The organism is uncultured Succinivibrio sp. (genome assembly GCF_902756765.1).
Lineage (GTDB): Bacteria > Pseudomonadota > Gammaproteobacteria > Enterobacterales > Succinivibrionaceae > Succinivibrio.
In genome coordinates this window covers 1-23,140 of the sequence record NZ_CACVSS010000018.1, presented here as the reverse complement: position 1 = coordinate 23,140, position 23,140 = coordinate 1, and the positions used below count along the sequence as shown (strand labels likewise).

The 23,140-nt window shown below is 38.0% G+C and carries 19 protein-coding genes and 2 pseudogenes; 19 read left to right on the top strand and 2 right to left on the bottom strand.

Translation table 11 applies throughout. The features are described from left to right. Positions 1-187: 187 nt before the first annotated feature. The 12 genes and pseudogenes from QZU45_RS04135 to ugpC all read left to right on the top strand — a co-directional run bounded on the left by QZU45_RS04135 (position 188) and on the right by ugpC (position 13,507). Positions 188-2,827, top strand: coding sequence for a tetratricopeptide repeat protein (locus QZU45_RS04135; RefSeq protein ID WP_295351956.1), 2,640 nt, complete (start codon positions 188-190; stop codon positions 2,825-2,827). A gap of 12 nt (positions 2,828-2,839) precedes the next feature. After that, positions 2,840-3,370, top strand: coding sequence for a hypothetical protein (locus tag QZU45_RS04130; protein ID WP_295351953.1), 531 nt, complete (start codon positions 2,840-2,842; stop codon positions 3,368-3,370). Positions 3,371-3,379: 9 nt separating this feature from the next. Beyond that, a complete protein-coding gene (nadA, locus tag QZU45_RS04125; protein ID WP_295351950.1) occupies positions 3,380-4,444 on the top strand; it encodes a quinolinate synthase in 1,065 nt (354 codons plus the stop codon). Between the two features lie 63 nt (positions 4,445-4,507). Beyond that, positions 4,508-5,164 carry a hypothetical protein gene (locus QZU45_RS04120; protein WP_295351948.1) on the top strand — a complete coding sequence of 219 codons (657 nt, stop codon included), beginning with the start codon at positions 4,508-4,510 and terminating at the stop codon, positions 5,162-5,164. Positions 5,165-5,231: 67 nt separating this feature from the next. After that, a complete protein-coding gene (locus tag QZU45_RS04115; protein ID WP_295351946.1) occupies positions 5,232-5,393 on the top strand; it encodes a hypothetical protein in 162 nt (53 codons plus the stop codon). A gap of 181 nt (positions 5,394-5,574) precedes the next feature. Then, the gene (locus QZU45_RS04110) at positions 5,575-6,021 is read left to right on the top strand and encodes a transcriptional repressor (protein ID WP_074945014.1); all 447 of its coding nucleotides are present in this window, start codon (positions 5,575-5,577) and stop codon (positions 6,019-6,021) included. Between the two features lie 30 nt (positions 6,022-6,051). After that, complete coding sequence (locus QZU45_RS04105) at positions 6,052-6,501, top strand: metal-dependent transcriptional regulator (RefSeq protein ID WP_143075419.1); 450 nt, start codon at positions 6,052-6,054, stop codon at positions 6,499-6,501. A 302-nt stretch (positions 6,502-6,803) separates the two neighbouring features. Continuing rightward, on the top strand, positions 6,804-7,691 hold the full coding sequence (locus QZU45_RS04100) for an AraC family transcriptional regulator (RefSeq protein ID WP_295351941.1): 888 nt from the start codon (positions 6,804-6,806) through the stop codon (positions 7,689-7,691). A gap of 422 nt (positions 7,692-8,113) precedes the next feature. Further along, entirely contained in the window at positions 8,114-9,298 is a 1,185-nt protein-coding gene (malE, locus tag QZU45_RS04095) for a maltose/maltodextrin ABC transporter substrate-binding protein MalE (RefSeq protein ID WP_295351938.1), read from the top strand. 80 nt (positions 9,299-9,378) lie between these two features. Further along, on the top strand, positions 9,379-11,046 hold the full coding sequence (gene malF / locus QZU45_RS04090) for a maltose ABC transporter permease MalF (protein ID WP_295351935.1): 1,668 nt from the start codon (positions 9,379-9,381) through the stop codon (positions 11,044-11,046). Between the two features lie 579 nt (positions 11,047-11,625). Continuing rightward, positions 11,626-12,300 (top strand): annotated as a pseudogene (gene malG / locus QZU45_RS04085) (maltose ABC transporter permease MalG); the annotation flags it as partial. Between the two features lie 49 nt (positions 12,301-12,349). Continuing rightward, complete coding sequence (gene ugpC / locus QZU45_RS04080) at positions 12,350-13,507, top strand: sn-glycerol-3-phosphate ABC transporter ATP-binding protein UgpC (protein WP_295351932.1); 1,158 nt, start codon at positions 12,350-12,352, stop codon at positions 13,505-13,507. A gap of 86 nt (positions 13,508-13,593) precedes the next feature. Here ugpC and QZU45_RS04075 read toward each other — a convergent pair whose 3' ends face one another. Both QZU45_RS04075 and QZU45_RS04070 read right to left on the bottom strand, forming a co-directional pair. Further along, positions 13,594-13,806: a hypothetical protein gene (locus QZU45_RS04075; RefSeq protein ID WP_295351929.1), complete on the bottom strand. Its 213-nt coding sequence runs from the start codon at positions 13,804-13,806 to the stop codon at positions 13,594-13,596. Between the two features lie 183 nt (positions 13,807-13,989). Continuing rightward, the gene (locus QZU45_RS04070; RefSeq protein WP_295351926.1) at positions 13,990-14,604 is read right to left on the bottom strand and encodes an HAD family phosphatase; all 615 of its coding nucleotides are present in this window, start codon (positions 14,602-14,604) and stop codon (positions 13,990-13,992) included. Positions 14,605-14,890: 286 nt separating this feature from the next. On the opposite strand from QZU45_RS04070, the gene QZU45_RS04065 reads away from it, so the two are divergent. From QZU45_RS04065 to QZU45_RS04035, 7 genes and pseudogenes are all read left to right on the top strand, one after another. Beyond that, complete coding sequence (locus tag QZU45_RS04065) at positions 14,891-15,625, top strand: basic amino acid ABC transporter substrate-binding protein (protein WP_295351924.1); 735 nt, start codon at positions 14,891-14,893, stop codon at positions 15,623-15,625. A 46-nt stretch (positions 15,626-15,671) separates the two neighbouring features. Further along, positions 15,672-16,364, top strand: a complete 693-nt coding sequence (locus QZU45_RS04060; protein WP_083396980.1) for an amino acid ABC transporter permease — start codon at positions 15,672-15,674, stop codon at positions 16,362-16,364. Between the two features lie 8 nt (positions 16,365-16,372). Continuing rightward, a pseudogene (locus QZU45_RS04055) lies at positions 16,373-17,099 on the top strand (amino acid ABC transporter ATP-binding protein). Between the two features lie 158 nt (positions 17,100-17,257). After that, positions 17,258-18,670: an MATE family efflux transporter gene (locus tag QZU45_RS04050; RefSeq protein WP_295351922.1), complete on the top strand. Its 1,413-nt coding sequence runs from the start codon at positions 17,258-17,260 to the stop codon at positions 18,668-18,670. 92 nt (positions 18,671-18,762) lie between these two features. After that, positions 18,763-19,962, top strand: coding sequence for an amino acid aminotransferase (locus QZU45_RS04045; RefSeq protein WP_295351919.1), 1,200 nt, complete (start codon positions 18,763-18,765; stop codon positions 19,960-19,962). A gap of 238 nt (positions 19,963-20,200) precedes the next feature. Beyond that, positions 20,201-21,121, top strand: a complete 921-nt coding sequence (locus QZU45_RS04040) for a DUF2333 family protein (protein WP_295351916.1) — start codon at positions 20,201-20,203, stop codon at positions 21,119-21,121. Between the two features lie 6 nt (positions 21,122-21,127). Beyond that, the gene (locus tag QZU45_RS04035) at positions 21,128-22,972 is read left to right on the top strand and encodes an ABC transporter ATP-binding protein (protein ID WP_295351913.1); all 1,845 of its coding nucleotides are present in this window, start codon (positions 21,128-21,130) and stop codon (positions 22,970-22,972) included. The last annotated feature ends 168 nt before the right edge of the window (positions 22,973-23,140 follow it).

Here is a 23,140-nt window from a genome sequence, read left to right as displayed (position 1 = left end):
AATAACCGATACAAACTAGGAAAAATATACAAGATAAAATCTTAATTTTTTACTCTTAATATTCTACATAAGTTACACATATTTATTTAATCGTGGAAATTACTTGTTTCCACTGTCTCTTTCTCACAGAGCTTTTGAATGGATAGCTTTACTGAGACTGATTTTTTTTCGAGAACTACGAGAAAACATGTCATTATCTAATAAAAAAAATAAACTTCTAGATGAATCGGAAATTAAAGAGAAAATTCATTTTATTGAGAATAATTTCCTTAATTTTGACTCCACTTATGAAGTTATTACTCAGGATGAATTAAATGCCAAAGTCAGAAGATATGGTGAGTTAGAGCTTTCTGAAAATACTGAAAAAAAAGATATTGATGAGTTTATCTACTGGAATTATGTTGCTTTAGAGCAGAGCAATGTAAAACAGAAAGATGATATTTTTGCAAAACTTGAAAATGCACTGGATGTTCTCAGTACCCGTGATCTAAAAAAATACTTTAAATCCTCATCTGTTTTAAAATATGCTCGTTCAAAAAAATACTACGACAGATCTTTAGAAGTTATCCGTCAGTTTGCAGATGATTTCAGCAAAATAAATGAGGATAATTTTGTTTCATCCTGTGTTCCTGTTTATATTCCTTCAGCAATAACATTTTTTGTGGATCAGCTGTTTATAGATGGAACGCCTAATTGGCAGGATCTTTCCTCAATCTCTAGACTGTTTCTGATGCCTATTAAATATTTTGAAGAACAGCTCCAGATTCAGATTGATGATTATGATGATGAGGAAAATATTCTTTATCTTGAATCGTTGCGTACTATTTTTGAGTCCTCTTTCAATGTTTACCACCCATCTCTGATTTATGCAGAGGCTTCCTCTGTAATCAAGGGGGTTCCTGGGAATGTCGCCTATAGAATCGGAAACGCATATATGCGAGGAAAGGATCTTCCTTTAGATAAGTCAAAGGCCAGACAGTGGTTTTCATATGGTATGGTTGTAGGTGATCCTTTCTGTACCATGGCCTTTATTGTTTACTTCATGGATTTATCTATTGATTCAGAAATGGAATCCGAGAGTGAGCTTACTGATTTATATACTCTGCTTATAAACTGTTTTGCTCTGGTTCGTTACATTAAGACTACCAAGGAGCAGCATTTCCTTAGCTTTGAACCGGTATGCGGCAAAGGTAAAGATCTTGAAGAGCAGTGTCTGTTTAATATTCTGGCACTTTTAAACTCACTGAAATTTGACTGCGATTATGAGTCTGTTCCTTTTTCAATGCCAATGGAAATCTTCGATGATTTTCTGGATATACTGATTGAGAATCTTCAAAAATCTCCTAAGAGCTACAGACTTAAAGCTGCTGTTGCATTATTCCTTGAAATTACCGGTACTCTTGAGGATGATCCTGACCTTCTTAATGAAATTGCTCTAGCTCTTGATCTTAATCTCAATAAGGAGACCGAGATTTCAGATTTCCTATTTGACTTCATCAAAGAGGGGTTAAAAGAGAATGATTCCTATTCCTTAAGTGCATATGTCTGTCTTTTCTGTCTATACAAGGGATCTTTTGACAAGATCCCTAAGAAATATCTGCATGTACTTTCAAAGCAGGGATATGCAAAGGCAAGTTTCCTTCTGGGAAATCTTGTTTTGGAGGAGCATGGTCCGGATGACAGCGCATTGAGTTACTGGGAGCAGGCTGCAGAACAGGGGAGTTCCTTTGCTCTTTTGAATATTGCTCTTGGAGCTGTAATCAATAATGATATGGATAAGGCTGAGGCTTATGCTACAAGGGCCATTAATTACGGTAATATTCTTGGTTACTATGTACTATATAAGGTTTATGAGTCAAGCAATTCGAAACTGGCTCATACCTACCTGCGATATGCTGCGGAGTATATCTTCCCTGACGCAATTGAAGAATATAAGCATTTGAAGGCAACCGGTGCCTATTGTCCGTTACCTTTTATGCAGCTTATCGAAGAGATGGAAGAACTGGCAGAGAATAACCCTCAGGCCTGCCTGATTCTTTGTGATATGTATCATTCAGGTATTTTTCTGCCTGCTAATGTGGAGAAGGCTTTTGAGTATCAGCAGAAGGCAATTTTAAACGGATATACCTCATTCTTTGGCTATTACCAGTCTATGTACAAGAATGCATTCCCTCTGGATACACCTCAGTCTTCGTATTTCCCTACCTTCAGGAAGAGTCTGGACATCAGTTTTAATTTTATGATGGATGACAAGGATGATTCTGCTCATGATAATTCTCCTGCCATATACAAGATGAAGGATATTATCAATAAGCTTGTTGCCGGCAAGACTCAGCTTGAAAAGGATATAACATACAATCTTTATCATTCAGAATTCTGGGCAAATACTCCATCTCTAAAGAAAAAACAGCTTAAGGGAATGGATGTAAAGCCTGACTATCAGGTACTTTCAAATCTTAGGAAAAATCTTGTAAAAGGGTCTTATTCAGTATGTTTCAACAACATTTCTGAAAAGCAGCTTGAGGATTCGAAGAAGGTTTTCTCTCTGTGCGACCGTCTGAATGAGGTTAAGACCAAGAGCAGTTCTGATTTTGATCTTGTTTCTGCATTTATGTTCATACGTTCTTACTCTATGCCTCCTTCATATAATGTCTTCAAAGAGAAGATAATGAAAGGCAAATTCTCCGGTTCGATTATAAGCTGTCTGTTTACTGCTATGGATTTCAGCCTTCTGTCCTGTGAAGACTGTAATATTGCGGTAAAGGATCGAAGTACAGATAATGAGCCTTTAGATTCGGATGTGTTTGTATCAAATATAGTTCAGTAGGAGTTTTGTAAGGTGCAGTACCTCTTAAAGGTTTCTATTGAGGATACGCCATTGTGGCGTCTTGTGGCTATAGACGGAAAGGCTGATATCTGTCATGTAGCAAAACTGATCGCTCTTGCCTTTGACTACAAGAAATCCCAATATTGTTTTATTATTAATAATCAGAAATTCTCAGCCGGTATTGATGGTGAAACAACTTCACTCGAAGAGCTGAAAAGTTTTGATTCTCTTGCTCTTGAAACAGGCTCTGTTTTTAGTTTTGTAAACGAAACCATTGGTTCATTAAGACATAGAGTTGAGGTTATGAAAGCAGAGGAAAAGCTTTACTGCCTGATCCCTTCATGTCTTGTGGGAGCTGGTATGTTACCTCCTGAGGATAATCTGACAGCCGCTTCCATTTCCGCATATTATGATATGGAAGATTGCCCAAGTCTTAATTTGAAGGATGTTACAAACAGATTAAGAGAGTACGGATCGGTTCGCAAGGATCTTGAGGCAACTATGAGTAAGATTAGTGCCATACCGTTCAATGTAAAAGGATAACAATAAAAAATGCCACTACACATGATAGACGGAGTCAGAGTCCCTGACTCTTTTTTATTACCTGAGTCTTTGTCTCTTGAAGCCAAGAAGAAAGATGATTCCTTATTTGATGAGGCTCTAGAGCTTATTAAAAAGAAAAATGCTCTTCTAATTGCTCATTACTATACATCTGATACCATGCAGCGTCTGTGTGAGGCTGCCGGTGGTTTTATTGGTGATTCTCTTGAGATGGCAAGAGTAGGACGTGACAGTGATAAGAATCTGCTTTTAGTTGCTGGTGTAAGGTTCATGGGTGAAACCGCCAAGATCCTTTCTCCTGATAAGACTGTTATCATGCCAGATCTGAAGGCTGAATGTTCTCTGGATTTGTGCTGTGATGTTGAAGATCTGAAAAGAATGAAATCTCTTCATCCTGAAGCTACGGTAGTTGCATATGCTAATACATCTGCTCAAGTTAAAGCTCAGTCAGACTGGATTGTAACATCATCTTTAGCTGTTGAGCTTGGTAAATATTTGACTAAACAGGGAAAGCCAATTTTATGGGTACCGGATCGTCATTTAGGTTCATATATTGCAGCTCAGTCTGACTGTGAGATCTACTGTTGGCCAGGAAGATGTATTGTGCATGATTCCTTTGAGGAGAATGCTCTGGATTTTGTTAAGAAAGAAAATCCAAATGCTCTGGTTCTTGTTCATCCTGAAGCTCCTGCTTCAGTAGTTGCTAAGGCAGACTATGTGGGTTCGACCTCCCAGATCCTTAACTTTGCTAAAAAATCTGAGGCAAAGGAATTTATTATCGGTACGGAAAAACATATCTTCTACAAGCTTATGCAGGCCTGTCCTGATAAGAAGTTTATTGAAGCGCCTGTAGTAAGTTCCGCTGGGCACTGTATTAGCTGTGCAAACTGCCCTTGGATGGGGCTCAATACTCTTGAATCATTAATCAGGGCATTAAATAATCCTGACTCACACAGCGTTCATGTTGATGAGACGGTTCGTCTTGGTGCACTGAAACCTCTTGATAGAATGCTGTCATTTTCAGCAGATCTGAAATCAGGAAAAATTGTACTTTAATCTGTTCAATCTATTGGACATATAAGTAATATCAGCTAGGCTTTGTTCTGGGGAGATATTTTTATGAAAGGAACCATTACTTATTTTAATGCAGATGAAAATACAGGAGCTATTCAGTCTGATGATGGCCTTTTACTGAACTTTTCAACAGAAAGCCTTGCTCCTAATCAGGATGAATCCAAGCTTATAAATGGCTGTAGAGTAGATTTTAATCTTGAAGATAAGATTGTTGTAAATATGCTCATCTCAAAAGAGCAGAATCTTCTTGAAGATAACATTTTTTATCTGGAGCCAGCTCAGACAGGTATTATTTCCTCAGGAATTCCTGATGGCTATGAGCTTATAGATTCGAGTGATATTACTCTAAAACGCGAAGCAAGAAATTCAAAGTCACTTAAGTTTGCCTTTATCGATTTGTGTGAGAAACTTGGAGGCAACGTGGTCTTAGATTACAAAGAGGAGCGCTTTACACGAAATTCCATAGGTTTTTCCTTTTACATGTACAGGGGTACAGCAAGAGTAGGGTTGATTGCAAAAAAAGCAGATTCCAATACCGACGGTGCGCAGTCATTACGAGAGCTTAAGCATAAGATCAGACATGATGGAATTGAGAAAATAGCAAGTGATGAGAGAAAAAGTCAGTTTGGTCTTAAACTGGTAAAAATCTCAGGAGCAATTCTTCTGATAATCTTTACAATCGGTTTTTTCTTGAGCAAATGATAGAATTTTGTATTGTTAGCAATAGCTAACTTTATCTGTTATAATCTTCTCAACATGGAGATTATATATGACCGCAAAAATCATTCTTTTTATTCTTTTTGCCTTAGCTGCCTTAGCTCTTTATTCAGGGCTAAAGAAGATTTTTTCAATTCTGTCATTAAAAGGTGGATGCGGATGCTCAAAAACTGGATCCTCCGAGTGTCATTGTCATGATAATAAGGACGAATAGGATCCTTTCGTCAAAAAGTTGTAATTCCTTCTAACTTTCACCGTGAACATTTTGTATATTCGTACTATTCTAAATGATATGTGAAGGGGAATTTGTCAAAATAATTAACATCATTCTTGAAATAGAAAAAACGATCCCCATATATAAAAATAGTAAGAAATAGTATAAGAGTGGGTGCGCTATGTTTGATGAAAACGAATCCTTTAACGTTAATGCATTAACCGAAGATACAATTCGTAAGCTTGAGGCAAGTGGGCTAAGAATGACAGTTCAAAGACGTCGTATCATTGAAATTCTTACTTCAAGTAAATGCACTTCTCCTAAAGAGTTATGGTATGAAGCTAAACAGTTTGTTCCTGATTTAGGCATTGCCACTGTATATCGTCTGATTAACCGTCTTGAACAGATCGGTCTGATTTCAAAAAATAGAAATCTCGGTATGCAGAGAGTTGAACCAAGATTAGGCGTGGTTGCAGATGAGAAGGGCAGAAAGATTTTAAACGAAGGTACCGTCAAGGATTTGGAATTATTAATTAAACAGGGACTGGTTCAACGCGGTACAATATCTTCAATGAATAATGTTCGCCTTTCACTTGTAGGTGATAAAATTAACGTAACTGTAATTTAATCTATTTTTATTTAGGAATTTAGTTTTAACATGGAAAAAATTAAGAGTGCTCCGTCAGCATTAGATGCAGTTCCAGAGGCTGTTCAGAAAAAAACAGGAGAAATTGCAGAATCTGGAGAAACCTATCTTGAGACTATTCTTGTGATAAAGGAAAGAAGATCAAATGGTCTAGTTAGGGCTGTTGATGTTGCTAATGAGTTAAAACTAAGTAAGCCTAGTGTATCTCGCGGACTTGGCCTTTTAAAGGAAAAGGATCTTATCAGAATCGGTCTTGCAGGTGATATTGAGTTTACTCCTGAGGGAAGAAAACTTGCTGAATCTGTATTCAAGCGTCATCAATATCTGACAGTTTTCTTTAAGAGTGTTGCCAATGTTCCTTCGGATGTCGCAGAAAGTGACGCCTGCAGAATAGAGCACGTTATTTCTGATAAGACAATGAAAGGGATTATCAAGTATCTAAAGGATCATGAGTTGGTATAATCAAACTACCTTTATCCGTTTTATATTGGAAAACCGCTAATTTTAGCGGTTTCCTTCTTTTTCCTTCCGCATTTTTTCTTTGTCTCTTAATCGATTATTTCTGGATAGCTTTTTTTTAAATAGGTGAATGGCGCTGGTAAACCTGTTAATTTCTTCAATTGGAATATATAGTTAGCTTTGAGAAAGCATTTTTGTCAGAATTGACTCATGATAAAAATGCGTTTTAATGTTAATATCCGGCAGTGGTTGTGTTTGTTTTTCTATATCAACAGCGAAATAGTTCATCATTATTGCAGTAAAAAATGGCTGAGATAAATAACAAAAAAGAAAAATCTGTAAAGATGGAAGATATCAAGCATGGATCAAATGCTTTTCCAATCGCAAGTTACAGATATAACGGCAACAATTACACTAAGCTCCTTTATGCTCACTGGCATACAGAGGTTGAGGTTCTGTGTTTTGAAAAGGGAAGATTTATCCTGAATATTGAAACATCACCTTTGGTTGTCGATTCTCCTGCTATGCTGCTTATACCTTCAAAGATGATTCACAGTATATCCTTACCTCGCGATGCCGTTGAGAGTGCCATTGTTTTTAACGCTGAGATTATGCGTTTTGCGTATTATGATAAACTGCAGAGCAATCTTTATGATTATCTGTACAGTACCATAAGAAAAACACCTTTCATTGTAAAACCTGAATTTGATGGATATCAAAAGATCTTAGAAGACTTTGAATATATCAGAGACAACTGTAAATCTAAAGAACTTAAGACTCAATATACGGTTAAGATTAAGATTCTTGATTTGTTCATGGAGTTTGAACGTTCTGGTATTTTTAAGAATCTTGAGCTTAATACCACATTTGAAAAGCTTAGACAGGAAAAGCTAAAAGAACTCTTAGAGTGGATCCATGATCATCACTCGGGTCCTTTGTCTGTTTCTGATGCCTCAAAACGTATGAATTTCTCTGAGGCTTATTTCTGCAGATTTTTCAAAAAAGCAATGAATATGAGCTTTACTGAGTACGTGAATGACTACAGACTGCAGATGGCTGCGGACGATATTCTAAGAGGTGAAAAGCAGATTTCAGATATTGCATCAGATCATGGCTTTGATAACGAGTCATATTTCTTCAGACTATTTAAAAAGAAATACGGAATTACTCCGTTGAAGTATCGTCAGAATTAGTTTACTGTGAAAAATATCACAACCTAACTCTTTGAATTTATCCGAGTTGTATTTTACTTTATACAAATATGTGAACCACACTAACACATTGATTATTGAAATAAATCAATAAATTGTGATGTATATTTGTACATTTGTTAAAAAAATGTCATTTTCTCCTTATCTTTATTATCATTTCGATAATTTTTCTTTAATTTGCTTTTTTTATCGAATTTATTGTAATTTTGCTTAATGTCACAAAAAATATCAAAGAAGATAAAATAATACATTTTTAGGTCAATACTGTATTGTTGTTTTGTGGTTACAATCTTTACAATCTTATTAACCTTAGGAAATGAAGATAACGTAATTTTCAAGGGAGTTTAAAGGTAAAAACCTAAAACAGACAATACATAAAGAGAATAAATTACTGGGATCATAAAATGAAGAAAACAATCTTAGCTTCTGCGATTTGTGCTGTTACATTGGGTCTATCAATGTCAGCTAATGCAGCAATTGAAAAGGATCAGTTAACCATCTGGGTTAACGGAGATAAAGGATATAACGGTATAGCCAAAGTTGGTGAGAAATTCACCGCTGACACCGGCATCAAGGTTACCGTTGCTCATCCTGACCAGGTAGAAGTTAAATTCCAGCAGACCGCTGCAACCGGCAATGGCCCTGATTTAATCATGTGGGCTCATGACCGTTTCGGTGAGTGGTCAAAGGCAGGCTTGATTTCTCCTATCACTGTAAGCGATGAAGTAAAGGCTAAATTCGCTAATGTAGGCTGGGAAGCAATGACTATTGATGGCAAGATTGTTGGTTATCCTGTTGCTATCGAGGCTGTTTCTCTAATCTGTAACAACAAGTTTGTTAAGTCACAGCCTGAGAATTTTGAAGATTTAATGAAGCTAGGGGACGAGCTGAAGAAAGACGGTGTTAAGCCTATTATCTGGGCTTACACCACTCCATATTTTTCATACCCTCTGATTGCAGCTCAGGGTGGTTATGCTTTCAAGAAAACTGCTAACGGCTATGACGTAAAAGATACTGGTGTTGCAAATGCCGGTTCAAAGGCAGGTCTGAACTTCATTAAGACTCTTTTAGACAAGGGCTATATGGATAAGGGCGCAGATTACGGTGTAATGGAAGCCCAGTTCACTAAGAATAAGGCAGCATGTATCATTAACGGTCCATGGGGCTGGCCAAACTATGATCAGTCAAAAGTTGACTTCACAGTCTATAAATTACCTAAGCTAGGTGGCAAGGATGCAAAGGCTTTTGTTGGTGTAACAGGTCTTGCAATGAACTCTGCTTCTCCAAATAAGGATCTTGCTGTTGAATTCCTTGAGAACTATCTATTAACCGACGAAGGTCTTGAAGCTGTTAATAACGACAAGGCAATGGGTGTAGTTGCTCTTAAGTCCTTCCAGGAAAAGCTTGATAAAGATCCTCGCATTGCAACTACCAAAGTTAACGCTGAAAACGGCGAACCAATGCCTTCAGTTCCTGAGATGAGCAAGTTCTGGTCTTCACTGGAAACTGCTTTAAAGAATGTAACTTCAGGCCGTCAGGGTGTTGACGAGGCTGCAAATACAGCTGCAAAGCGTATTGTAAGCGAATAGTCGAATAACTAATCTCCCAGCATGTCCACTTAGTGCTGGGAATTTTTTTACTTTTTTTTGGCAAATTAGGAATTTTAGACATGATTCTGTCATCGATTCAGGATAAGAAACTTTGTCCAAAAGTCGCTACGAAATGGACAATTGTTTTACTAATTGTTCTTGTAAATTTATATGCTGATGTCTGCATGTACATTAACGGAGATATTGCATATCCTCTGCTTGATCTCGTACTTGTGGGTGTTGGTGTATATGTTTTTGTAAGCAAGAAAATGTATGCTCAGCGCTATGCATTCCCTGCTGTAGCCGGCATGACTGCATTTATTATCTTCCCTCTGATCTATACTCTCTGGATTTCATTCACCAATTATTCTGGTGCTCATGTTATGAGTGTAGAAAATGCCATGAAGTATCATCTGAAGAAAACCTTTAAGACGGAGGGGAGTGATTACGATTTCAAACTGTACGATCTTGGAAAAGACAAATATGATCTGGTTTTAAGCAAAGATGGTGAGTCTTTTAAATTAGATAAACCTGTTACTCTCGTACAGAACTCAGATGCTGATAATGAAAATTCAAAGCCTATTTCAATTAACCTTGTGAAAGCTAGTTCAGACTCTGTCCAGGGAACTGTTGTTCCTATGAGACAGATGCTGACTTTAAAGAATAATATTCAGAGACTGAATCTGCATCTGGCTGAGAAAAACCAGGAACTGATCTTAAGCGGTCTTAGAAATTTCAGTGCTGAGGAAGAAAAGTTCGTTCCTCTTAAAAAAGGTATGACAGCAGAAAACGGCTATGTGGTTAAAGAACAAAATGCCTTATGGGATGTTCAGTCCAAGCAGCTGTTTCTTCCTAACATGGAAACTGGCTACTACCAGTATGCAAATGAAAAGGGAGAACTTCAAGGCGAGGAATTTGCTCCTGGTTTTAAAGTTGGTATCGGCTTAAAGAATTATGTCAAGTTCCTATCTAACGAAAGCATTCGTATGCCTTTCCTTAAGATTTTTACCTGGACTGTATGTTTCTCCGGTTTAACTGTGATTATTACTCTGGCAATAGGGCTTGTACTTGCCTGCCTTGTTCAGTGGGAGTTCCTTCGCTTTAAGGGGATCTATAGAGTATTTCTGATTCTTCCTTACGCAGTACCATCATTCATTTCAATTCTGGTTTTCAAAGGTCTTTTCAATCAGAATTTTGGTGAACTTAATGTGTTCTTAAATGCAGTAATGGCTCCTATATATAATTTCCTTGGACTAGAGTGGTCTTCTATTGAATGGTTTACAGACCCTTGGGCAGCCCGAGGCATGATCCTGATTGTTAACTGTTGGCTTGGTTATCCATATATGATGATCCTATGCATGGGTCTTTTAAAATCAATTCCTGATGATCTTTATGAGGCTACTGCAATTGAAGGGGCAAGTCCATGGACTAACCTCAAATGCATAACTCTGCCTCTGCTGATTAAACCATTGGCTCCGCTGTTAATTGCATCCTTTGCCTTCAACTTCAATAATTTCGTTCTGATTCAGCTTCTGACTTCAGGTGGTCCAGACATTATTGAAGCTACTCAGGCTCCTGCAGGTTACACTGATTTGCTTGTAAGCTTTACCTACAGAATCGCTTTCGAAGGTGGAAAGGGTAACGATTACGGTCTGGCTGCAGCAGTTGCCACCATGATCTTCATCGTGGTAGGTCTTCTAAGTCTGCTTCAGCTTAAATTTGCAAAAAACAGTGCAATGCAGCAGTAGTAGGGAGTTTTGAAAATGGCTATTGTTCAACCAAAATCTTTAAAATACAGAAAAGCAGCCGCTCATATTTTCATGCTGTTTTTCCTAAGCTTAATTATGTTTCCTCTGCTGATGATTGTTGCAATTTCCTTCAGACAGGGAAACTATTCTGTGGGTGATGTAATTCCTAAGTTATCAACTTCGACTCTGGATCACTGGCGATTGGCTTTAGGCTTTGATGTAACAAAGCTTAACCGTGTTCCTGGATCTGAGGTTAATTTTGTAAATACAGATGATGGCAAAGTTCAGATGTATGTTTCAACAAAGGAAGATGATTCCTTCAGAGCCTTTATATCTGAAGCTTTTGATCCTGAAGATGTCAAGAAGGTTGAGTCTTTGGATGATGCTGTTGAGGTTTCATCAAGCTTTGATGTTGAATCAATTGATTCAGGCAAGCTATCTGATTCTGATTCCGCATTCGCTCTCTGCAAGTTACTTGCTCACAAGATTGTTGTAAAGACAGGGGAAGGGGATTCTTCTTTAAGATATATCATTGATAAGAATGATAAAGAAGGAACCTCATATGGTATTTATAAGGAGACCATTACACCGCCTCCATTCCCTGTTTTACGCTGGTTATGGAATTCTGTAAAGGTTGCCTTTATTACCTCATTCCTGATCATCTGTCTTTCTACTACCTCAGCATACGCTTTTGCCCGTATGAAGTTTGCAGGTAAGAACACAATCTTAAATGGAATGCTGATTTTCCAGATGTTCCCTGCTGTACTGGCACTGGTTGCTATCTATGCTCTGTTTGATAAGATTGGTGAGTATATTCCATGGCTTGGTTTAAATACTCATGGAGGTCTGATTCTTTCATATATGGGTGGTATTGCACTTCATATCTGGACAATCAAAGGTTACTTCGAGACTATTGATGCTTCATTAGAAGAGGCCGCAGCAATTGATGGCGCAACCCCATGGCAAGCATTCAGACTGATTCTTTTACCTCTATCAGTTCCAATTCTTGCTGTTGTGTTCATCCTCGCATTTATCGCAACTGTTGCTGAGGTTCCTGTTGCATCAGTTCTTCTGTTAGATATGGATGAACTGACTCTTGCAGTGGGCGCTCAGCAGTACCTGTATCCTCAGAATTATCTATGGGGTGATTTCGCTGCCGCCGCAGTTCTGTCAGGTTTACCAATTACCATTGTATTCCTGCTGGCCCAGCGTTGGTTAGTCGGTGGTTTGACCGCTGGTGGCGTAAAAGGTTAATAATAGTAGAAATAGAATAGTTTAAAGATTTATAAAAGAGATAAAAAAAATGGCAGACGTATTATTACAGAAAGTAAGAAAGAACTATAACCCTGTTTTATTAAAGGATACTTTAAGAAATATCAATCTTGATATTAAAGATGGTGATTTCATCGTGTTCGTTGGCCCGTCAGGCTGCGGTAAATCAACTCTTTTAAGAATGATTGCCGGCCTTGAGGATATTACCGACGGTGACCTGATGATTGGAGGCAAGAGAGTAAATGATGTTCCTCCATCACAGAGAAACATTGGAATGGTATTCCAGTCTTATGCTCTTTATCCTCACATGACTGTGTTTGAGAATATGGCTTTTGGTCTGAAATTAAAGAAGATGGATAAGGAAGAAATCCGTCGTCGTGTTGTTCAGGCTGCTGACGTATTAGGTCTAGAGGCTTTTCTTGAGCGTAAACCAAAGGCTCTATCAGGCGGTCAGCGTCAGCGTGTCGCAATTGGACGCTGTATAGTTCAGAACCCATCTGTATTCCTGTTTGATGAGCCTTTATCAAATCTTGATGCAGCACTGCGTGTGAAGATGAGACTGGAAATTGCTAAACTGCATCGTGAACTGAATGCTACCATTATTTATGTTACCCACGATCAGGTTGAGGCAATGACTCTTGCAGATAAGATCTGTGTTTTAAGTCCGCTGGCAATGAACCCTCAGACAGAGTCAAACCTGGAACAGTTCGGATCTCCTCTTGAGCTGTATAACCATCCTGTAAACAAGTTTGTAGCAGGTTTCATCGGTTCTCCTAAGATGAACTTCCTGAAAGGAGAGATTGAATCAGTCGCTGAAGACAAGTGTGTAGTTAAACTATCAAATGGAGAAAAGATTACAGCATGTGTTGATGCAAGAAGAGCTCAGGTCGGTAATACAGTAACACTTGGTGTAAGACCAGAGCACCTTGTAAAAGCAGATTCTGATAAGGCTGATGGTGGCAAGATCTCCTGCAGGGTATCTGTAACCGAGAATCTTGGTGCTGAGTTCTTTGTATATATGGACTGTGAGTCATCAGAGGTTGGATCAGATTTTACTGTTAAGTCTGATTGTGAGCTTGATGTTCGTCCAGGTGACACCATGGAAGTAGGAATTCCTTCATCTGCATGTTATATGTTTGATGAGGAAGGAAAGGCATTCCCTCGTACAGCAGTGTACAAGAGAAGCTGATGACAGCAGTTTAATCTGTCAAATTTGCCAAGAAAAAAGGGAGCCGAAAGGCTCCCTTGTTTGTGAGAAAATTAAAAGAATAAATTTTACGCATAGGTATCAATATTTCCACCTGTTGATGCTGTGTTTGTTACCTGTGGTACTGGTGCTGCAGGTGTATTCATATGAGATGTCTGGGATGCTGTCTGAGCGGCTCCACTTAATAGAGCCATAGCGATCTGTCCCTGTGCCTCAGAGGCTTTTTTCATCATTGCAGCACTTAATGCTTCATTTCCAAAATTTGAATTTACAGTGCTCATACCTCACCTCTTATACTCTATTACTATTTAACGGTAATTCAGATTTCAAACTTTAATATTTTGAAGAAAAAAATAAAAAAGCATGCCCAAGAACTTAGTTTCTTAAGTTCTTGTGCATGAAAAAAAAAGAGATTTCCTTTGTAAGGAAATCTCTTAAAAATAAGGTGAAATTACCGAAAAAAATTAAATCTTTATTTCAAGAATCTTGGCAATCTGTTCTAAGTTTTCGTCTGTTCCAGTAAACTGAACCGCATGCATTCCTCGGCTTAAGGCAACCTCAACATTATTGATGTTGTCATCCATAAAGAATGTTTCTTCAGGAACAAGATTGTATCTTTCAAGCAAGGTTAGATATATACCTTTCTCTGGCTTTACCATTTTTTCCTCGCCAGAAACTACGATTCCTTCTAGTTTCTGCAGGAAAGTGTATTTGTTGTATGCATACGGGAAAGTTTCTGCAGACCAGTTGGTCAGACCGTACATTTTGAATTTTCCTGAGTCTAAAACCGCATTGAACACCTTAATACCTTCAGGAATTTCTCCTTTAAGCATTTTCTCCCAGCCGCTTCTGTACTGGTTGATTTCATTTTTGTAATCAGGATTTAATTCAGATAACTCCTTCATGCATTCTTCGAATGTTCTGCCTCTATCCATCTGCGCATTCCAGGTGGAAGTAACGATATTTTTGATGAAATATTCCATTTTTTCATCATTTTTAAAAATATCTCGGTAGAAATAGCGTGGATTCCAGTCAAGTAAAACACCGCCAAAGTCGAAAACCACATTTTTTATTGTCATAAAAATTTTCTCCAAAACATACTAGAGACAATTATTTTGTGTGTAGTCTTTATATTTTAGATTAAATATTTCAAATATACATTTAAATCTTTTAATTTTGCCGTATTAAAGGATTAAAAAGACAAATCAAAAGTCTATTTGTTTGCTTCACAGCGTACATGTTAGGAAAAAAATATGCCAATATTTGTAAAATACAGGTAATTTTTTTGGCTTATGTCGCATATATTTGCTAAAATGCACCCATCGTTTGTGGGAACTGCAAACAGTTACATATGGGGGATTAAATATGAAAAAAGGTCTAATACTGGCTGCTTTAACTATCTGCTCAGCTTTATCTATTGCTAATGCTAATACTGTTAAAATTGGAACAGAGGCTACTTTTGCTCCTTTCGAGTTTACAAATGAGAAGTCTGAAATTATCGGTTTCGATATTGACATTATCAAGTCAATTGCTGCTGAGGAAGGTTTTGATGTTGAAATTGTCAATATGCCTTTTGATGCTTTAGTTCCTAGTGTTTTAACCTCTCAGCTTGAGGGCGCAATTGCAGGTGTTACCATTACTGAGGAAAGAGCACAGCGTGTAAATTTCTCTGATCCTTACTACAAGTCAGGTATCAGCGCTGTCATTCGTAAAGAGGATGTTTCAAAGTATCCATCATTTGACTCTCTAAAGTCATCTCGTTTATGTGCTCAGATTGGTACAACCGGTGCAAATGCTGCTCAGAAGATTTCTGGAAATGTCGGTACTTACAACACTGTTCCTGAGGCTATTATGGAGCTTAAGACCAAGGGTTGTGAAGCTGTACTGAATGACAGACCAGTTAACCTATATTTTTTACGTACCAAGAATGATGACTCTGTTGTAGAAATTAAAGAGTTATTAAATGGTGAAGATTACGGCATCATGGTATCTAAGAAGAATCCTGAACTGTTAAAGCAGATCAATGATGGCTTAGACAAGATTCGTAAGAACGGCAAGTTTGCTGAAATCCATAAGAAGTGGTTTAACGTAGAAGAATAAGTTGTCACTCCAAGCAGAGATTGCTTTAAGGTAAGATGATCTAAGTATGAATTCAATAATTGAATACTTTCAGACTATCGATGTTCAGTTTGTAGAAAGCACCGCCAAACTTCTATTATTAGGTGCTTTGGTTACTCTGAAGATTACATTGGTAGCTGTATCATGTGGTGTTTTAATCGGTTTATTTGTCGGCATAGCCGAATTATCAAACTACAAATTGCTGCGGTTCCCTGCAAAAGTCTATGTTGACATAATTCGCGGAACACCACTTCTGGTTCAGATCTTTATTATTTATTTTGCGCTTCCTTCTATTCTGGGAACAAGAATTGAACCTTATATTGCTGCGGTTGTTGCTTGTTCAATCAATTCCGGAGCTTATGTGGCCGAAATTTTCCGCGCTGGTATTCAGTCTATTGATAGAGGTCAGTTCGAGGCAGGTCGTTCTCTTGGTTTAACCTGGTCTCAGACCATGTCCAAGATTGTAATCCCTCAGGCCTTTAGAAGAACTATTCCTCAGTTGGGTAATGAGTTCATTGCCATGCTTAAGGATTCTTCACTGGTTTCTGTTATCGGTTTCGAAGAACTTACCAGAAAAGGTCAGCTGATTATTGCCGCAACCTACAGATCATTCGAAATTTGGACTGCTGTTGCAATTATCTATTTAATTATGACTTTAACAATAAGCCAGTTTGTTGCTTATTTAGAGAAAAAGTATAACGCAGATACTCGCAGAAAATAGGTTTCCGAATGATTGTTATTAAAGATTTGCATAAAAATTACGGTTCCAATCAGATTCTTCGTGGAATCGACTTACGTGTAAAAAAGAGTGAAGTTGTTGTTGTTATCGGACCTTCCGGTTCTGGTAAAAGTACATTGTTAAGATGTGTTAATTATCTTGAGGTGCCTTCTTCTGGAACCATTTCAATAAATGGTGAAACTATTACCAGAGCAACCAATATCAACAAGATTAGAGCTGAAGTAGGAATGGTGTTCCAGCACTTTAATCTGTTTCCTCATATGACTGTTCTGGATAACATTACAGTTGCTCCTATTTCTGTAAGAAAGAAGAGTAGGGAAGAGGCTGAAAAGAAAGCAATGGAACTTCTTGTAAGAGTTGGTCTGGGCGATAAGGCAAAGTCTTATCCATCACAGTTGTCAGGTGGTCAGCAGCAGCGTGTTGCCATAGCTAGAGCGCTAGCTATGGAGCCACAGGTAATGCTTTTTGATGAGCCAACTTCCGCACTTGATCCAGAGATGGTTAATGAAGTGTTGGACGTAATGAAGGATCTTGCTCAGTCTGGTATGACCATGATGTGTGTAACTCATGAGATGGGCTTTGCTAGACAGGTTGCTGACAGAGTCCTGTTTGTAGATCAGGGTAAAATTTAAAATTCTTGAGGACACCAACCCTGAGGAGCTGTTCTCAAATCCTAAGCATGAAAGAACCAAAGAGTTCCTTGCTAAGATTCTTTAGTTTTTTTTGATATACAAAATAGGGGCGATATAAATCGCCCTTTTTTCGTTTCCTGAGTCGTAATTCAGTTTCCCTCATGTCTCTCAGTTAATAATGTGATATGCTAGCGTCAGTTTTTTTAGCCGTTTTTTACAGTAAAACATATTAAATAATTTGTTATGTCAGATACTTCACCTCAACAACTTGCATCAGGTCCAAAACATGGAAAGCTTTTCTCTTTAAGCTGGCCTATATTCATTGATCTTACGATGCATTTTTTCACCATTATCATCAATACTGCAATGGTAAGTATGCTGTCACTGCAGGCTGTGGCAGAAATGAATCTTGGCGGTCAGGCCTTCCAGTTTGCCTTTACCCTGTTTAACTTTATTAACATTGGTGTCTGCGTCTGCTGTGCTCAGGCAATTGGAAAAGGCAATAAGAAGATGTTAAGACGTATTGTGCATATGTCTTTTGGTCTTAACATTGTATGGGGAATTCTAATTACCTCTGGCTGTTTTTTGGGAGCAAAACTCATCTGCGATATTATGAATATTCCTGATGATATATATGTAACTTCAAAAAACTACCTGATGATACTTTCTATTATGTTCATCGCAGAGGCTGTTAATCTTTGCTGTTCTTCTATTCTTAGAGCATATGGAAGAACTCGTGATCCTATGTATGTGAACATTGCTGCTAATGTCTTTGTTATTATCAGTAACTATGCGCTTTTATTCGGTCATTTCGGTTTTCCAAAGATGGGAATCTATGGCGTGGCTATCAGTGCTGTGATTGCACGTTTCCTGTCAGTTGCATTTCTTTTCTATCTGATGAGAACTAGAACAAAGATTCGAATTATTCCAAAATTCTTCTTTGTTGTTAAAAAAGATATTCTAAAACAGATTTTTGCGGTAGGAATCCCTGGTGCCGGTGAAAATATGACCTGGCAGCTGCAGTTCCTGTTTATGACTTCAGTTGTTGGTACTCTTGGCTCAACAGCTCTGGCCACACATGGCATCTATATGCAGATGTGCACCATTATAATGCTATTCTCAATTTCAATAGCTCTTGGTACGGAGATTCTGATTTCCCAGTATGCTGGAGCTATGAAGTTAAAGCTTGCTAATAAACAGTTACTGCATTCAGTGAAGATCGGTCTTTGCATTACTGCTTTACTGGTTATCAATATCCCTATCTGGATGGGAGATGCTGTTCTTTCAATCTTTACTTCAGATTCAACTGTTTTTGAAATTGCCAGACCGATTTTCTATGTATCTCTGATTATGGAAATGGGCCGAATTCTAAACATCATTATCATTAACTCGCTTCGTGCTGTTAATGATGCCAAGTTCCCTATGTTTATGGCTATATTTTCCATGTGGGGCGTTTCTGTGCCTGTAGGAACTTTCCTGAGTCTTTATATGGGAATGGGCCTTCTAGGCGTCTGGATTGGTTTCTGCTGTGATGAGTGTACACGCGGTCTTATTATGCTACTGCGCTGGAAGTCAAAGGCCTGGGTTTCAAAGGCTCGAGATAACTACAGAAAGCATTATAAAACCAAGACTAAAAAGAAAGGCTATGCTCTTTAATTGAGCACTTACTGCTCAATATAGAGAATAATCTCACATTTTTTTTAATTGTGATATATTAAAAAAAATCTTTTTTTATAACAGGTGAATACATGTTTTTTGATCGTATCGATGCTGCTCCTGCAGATCCAATTTTAGGTTTAAATGAGGCTTTTAAGAAAGACACCAGAGCTAATAAGACTAACTTGGGTGTAGGTGTATACCAGAATAATGAGGGAAAAACCGTTATTCTAGATTGCGTTAAAGAAGCAGAGAAGATTTTGCTTGAAAAGGAAGAAACCAAATCATATCTGCCTATTACAGGTCTTCCTGAGTTTGGTCGCATGGCCCGTGAGCTGATTTTCGGAAAGGATTCAGAGTTTGTGGATGGCGGAAAGGCTATTTCCTGTCATTGTCCTGGTGGTACCGGTGCACTGAGAATCGGTGCTGACTTTATTCACCAGCAGAATGTTGCTTCAACTATCTGGATTTCAGATCCTACCTGGGCAAACCACTATCAGATCGCAACTTCTGCAGGACTGAAGTTTGAGCGCTATCCTTACTATGACAGAGCAAATCACAACCTTGCTTTTGACAGAATGATTGAAACTCTGTCTCAGGCTAAGGAAGGCGATGTAGTTCTTTTACATGCATGCTGTCACAATCCAACAGGTATCGATCCAACTCATGAGCAGTGGGAGATCATTGCTAAGTTCTTAGCAGAGAAGAAACTGTTACCTTTCATTGACTTTGCCTACCAGGGCTTTGGTCACGGTATTGAAGAAGATGCTTACGGTGTTCGTACTATCGCCAAGTATAATCCAGAGTTCCTGATTGCAAGTTCATTCTCAAAGAACTTTGGTCTTTACAGTGAGCGTTCTGGTGTACTGACAGTTGTTTCTGCTGATGTTGAAACTGCAGTAAAGGTTATGTCTCAGGTTAAGATTGCTGTACGTACCGCCATTTCTAATCCTCCTGCTCACGGTGAGAAGATTGTTACCACTGTTCTGTCAGATCCAAATTTAAGAGCAAAGTGGGAAGATGAGCTGAAGAATATGCGTGAGCGTATTGCAAAGATGCGTGTTCTGCTTTCTCATAAATTAAAGGATGCGGGAGCAGGTGATTTTGACTTTATCACCGAGCAGAACGGTATGTTCTCTTTCTCTGGTCTTGATAAAGATCAGATTGAGGCTCTAAAGCGTGACTTCGGTATTTATGCTGTAGCTTCCGGAAGAATCTGTGTCGCTGGTATTAACACTAATAACATAGATGATATCGTTAAGGCTATTACAGCTGTTGTTAAAAAACAGTAACAGTATGTTGTAGTTTCTGGAAACCTGAGGTGATGAATAATTGTCTCAGGTTTTTGTTTTTTGTATCTTTGTTTTTTTTATTTTTTTACTTACAATAGATTGGAAATTCGATTTAAAGAGAATTTTCTTTGATTTAAATACAATATTTGCTGTTTTCACAGTTTGATCAGAAATAAACTAGGAGGCGATTTTTCCGCTTCAGCATATTCTGCCGCTGGAATGGATTCGCAAAAAGAATATGACATTTCCAAATCCATTGAAAAATATCTTTGGAAAGATTATTGCAGGTCTTATCGCTATATACGTTCTTTACGTATTTATCGTAGGTCTTTTCTCTTCAACTTGTCCTGCAGGATTCAATCCACCAAAGGCAGAAGAGATTCAGGATGACAGAACAAGAGCTACTGTAATGGCTGAGGCTACTGTTCATGCTCTTGATTCAGAACTGCGTTCTTTTTTTGGCTGGATTCCAAACGATCTGTTCTTTGTTCCAAAAATTCTGGATAACATTGTTAACTATCAGAAAGGTGTTATTTATGCCACCAGACCAGCATCTGACATTATTGCCAAGACTGTTTCTAGATACGGCAAGAATGACACCTTGGATCAGCGTCTGGTCGATGCAACCTCAAGATCGTTTGTTTATTCAGATGAGGTCTGGGGATTCTGGTTTATCTATGATACAGAAGGAAAATATAAGCAGGGTATCCAGAACTGGAGATCTTGGGCAGCATCAGTAGATTCAGGTGTAAAGAATGCGGGTATTTATAACGTTAAATCTGACGATGTCTACCTGATTTTAAAATACTGTAATCAGATGCTTGAGTATGCTTTGGGTTACCTGAACAAGGAAAAGATTAAGCATTACGATTCAGATAACTATATCTATTTTGCAAAAGGCGTTTCTTCTGTTGTTGAAAATATTTTAAGAGGCCTTGTTGCAGTAGATTCTTCTGTTATTCAGCGTGGTGGTCAGGAAAATATTGATGCGGCTTTAACTCGTCTTTCTTTTGTTAGAGATTTCAATCCTTGGTATGTTGTAGCTGGCGGTAATGATACCGGTGATGCTATGCTTCCAAACCATGTCGCAGCCATTGCAAGACACATTGACGTAGCAAGCAATCGAATCAACGATATCATGCTGTCAATGGAAAAGTAATTGTTCATGATTTTCAAAGAAGGTTTATTCAATTTTTTTGAAAGACTAATACCTCCATTTGAGGACAGATGTGAAGGCGTTCCTCCTACAGGAATAATCAGATTTGTCCTATTCTTTTCAAAAGGATTAGGTCGCTTCCTTGCCGCTGTTGCTGTATTGAATTCCTTTATTGCCGTTGGCGAGGCTCTTTTCTTTGCATGTCTTGGCTATATAGTCGATTGGACGGCCTCAAGTTCTCCTCAAAATTTTATAGATGAACATGGAGGCAGTCTTCTGCTTATGCTTTTAGGCGCTGGTGTTTTTCTTCCAGTGGCCTCTTTTCTTCATTCTCTGCTGATTCATCAGACACTGTCTAGTAATTACTCAATGCAGGTTCGCTGGCAGTTGCATAATTTTCTTTTAGGGCAGTCTTTGGCTTTTTTTAATGAAGAGTTTGCCGGTGCACTTGCTAATAAAGTTATGCAGACGTCAATGGCTGTTAGGACAGCTGTGATGAAGCTTATCGATGTTTTTGTGCATATGGTTGTATATATTTCAACCATGCTTATTATGCTTATGAATGCAGATTTTTATCTGTGTCTGCCTCTTGTTATATGGCTGTGCTTCTATACCTGTTCGCTTTTTGTATTTATTCCATATTTAAGAAGAACGTCTAAGGAACTGTCGCAAGAAAGATCAACTATGGTTGGAAGAATTGTCGACAGTTACACTAATATTTCTACAGTAAAACTTTTCGGCGGAGCAGGAAAGGAAAAGAGCTATGCCAGAGAGGCCATGAATGCATTCAGAAATTCTGAATACAAGATTTTCAGAATTTTAACTTCCTTTGATATAAGTGTGCAGTTTCTAAATTGTACTCTACTAGTTTCTCTTATTATTCTTTCATTATGGCTGTGGTCGAATTACCTTGTAACTACTGGGGCAATAGCCATTTCAATTGCTATTGCCATCAGAATGATCAACATGTCTCGATGGATTATGTGGGAGGCAGGAGCCATATTTGAAAATATCGGTATGATTTATGACTGTATGAGTACCATGTCTAAACCTGTCGCAGTAACCGACCCAGATAAACCTAAGAAGATTGAATCATTTAAAGAGAGCATTGAGTTTAATAATGTCTCTTTTGGGTACGATGGAAAGAAAGAAGTTTTAAGTGATTTTAATCTTACGGTTAAAAAGGGCTTAAAACTGGGTATTGTCGGTCCTTCAGGGGCAGGAAAATCTACAATCATAAATCTGATTTTACGATTCTATGATGTAACTTCTGGTTCCATAAAAATCGATGGAATTGATGTTCGTGATCTGAAACAGGATAATCTGAGAGAACTGTTTGCGATGGTTAGTCAGGAACCTAGTCTGATGCATCGTACCATTGGTGAGAATATTGAATATGGCTCCAAGGATGAACTTGATGTAGAGGAACTGCAGAATGCAGCTAAGGCTTCAGATTCTCTGAACTTTATTGAGGCAATGTCTGACTACCGTGGAGGAATTGGATTTGATTCCATGGTAGGAGACCGTGGAGTAAAACTATCTGGAGGACAGAAACAGAGAATTGCCATAGCCAGAGTCATTGTTAAGAATGCTCCAATTCTGATTTTAGATGAAGCAACTTCAGCGTTAGATTCTGAAACAGAAGAAATTGTTCAGAGAAATCTTCTAAATATTATGCAGGGAAGAACAGTAATTGCAATTGCTCACAGATTATCTACTTTAAAATCAATGGATAAGATCATTGTTGTTACTGATGGAAAGATTGTTGAGAGTGGATCTCATGAGGAATTACTTGCCCTTGACGGTATCTACAAAAAAATGTGGTCTCTGCAGTCAAATGGCTTTGTAAAATAAAATAAACTATTTAAAATTTAGAAACCGCATAAATAAGCGAAAGTTTTAAAATGTGACAAACTTCTAATAAAAAAATGTTTGACACTAAATAAAAAAAGTCTATAATGCATTTCCGTTGTCACGAACGACAACGACAAATAAAACCAAGCGTTTTAAAAGTTCTTTAAA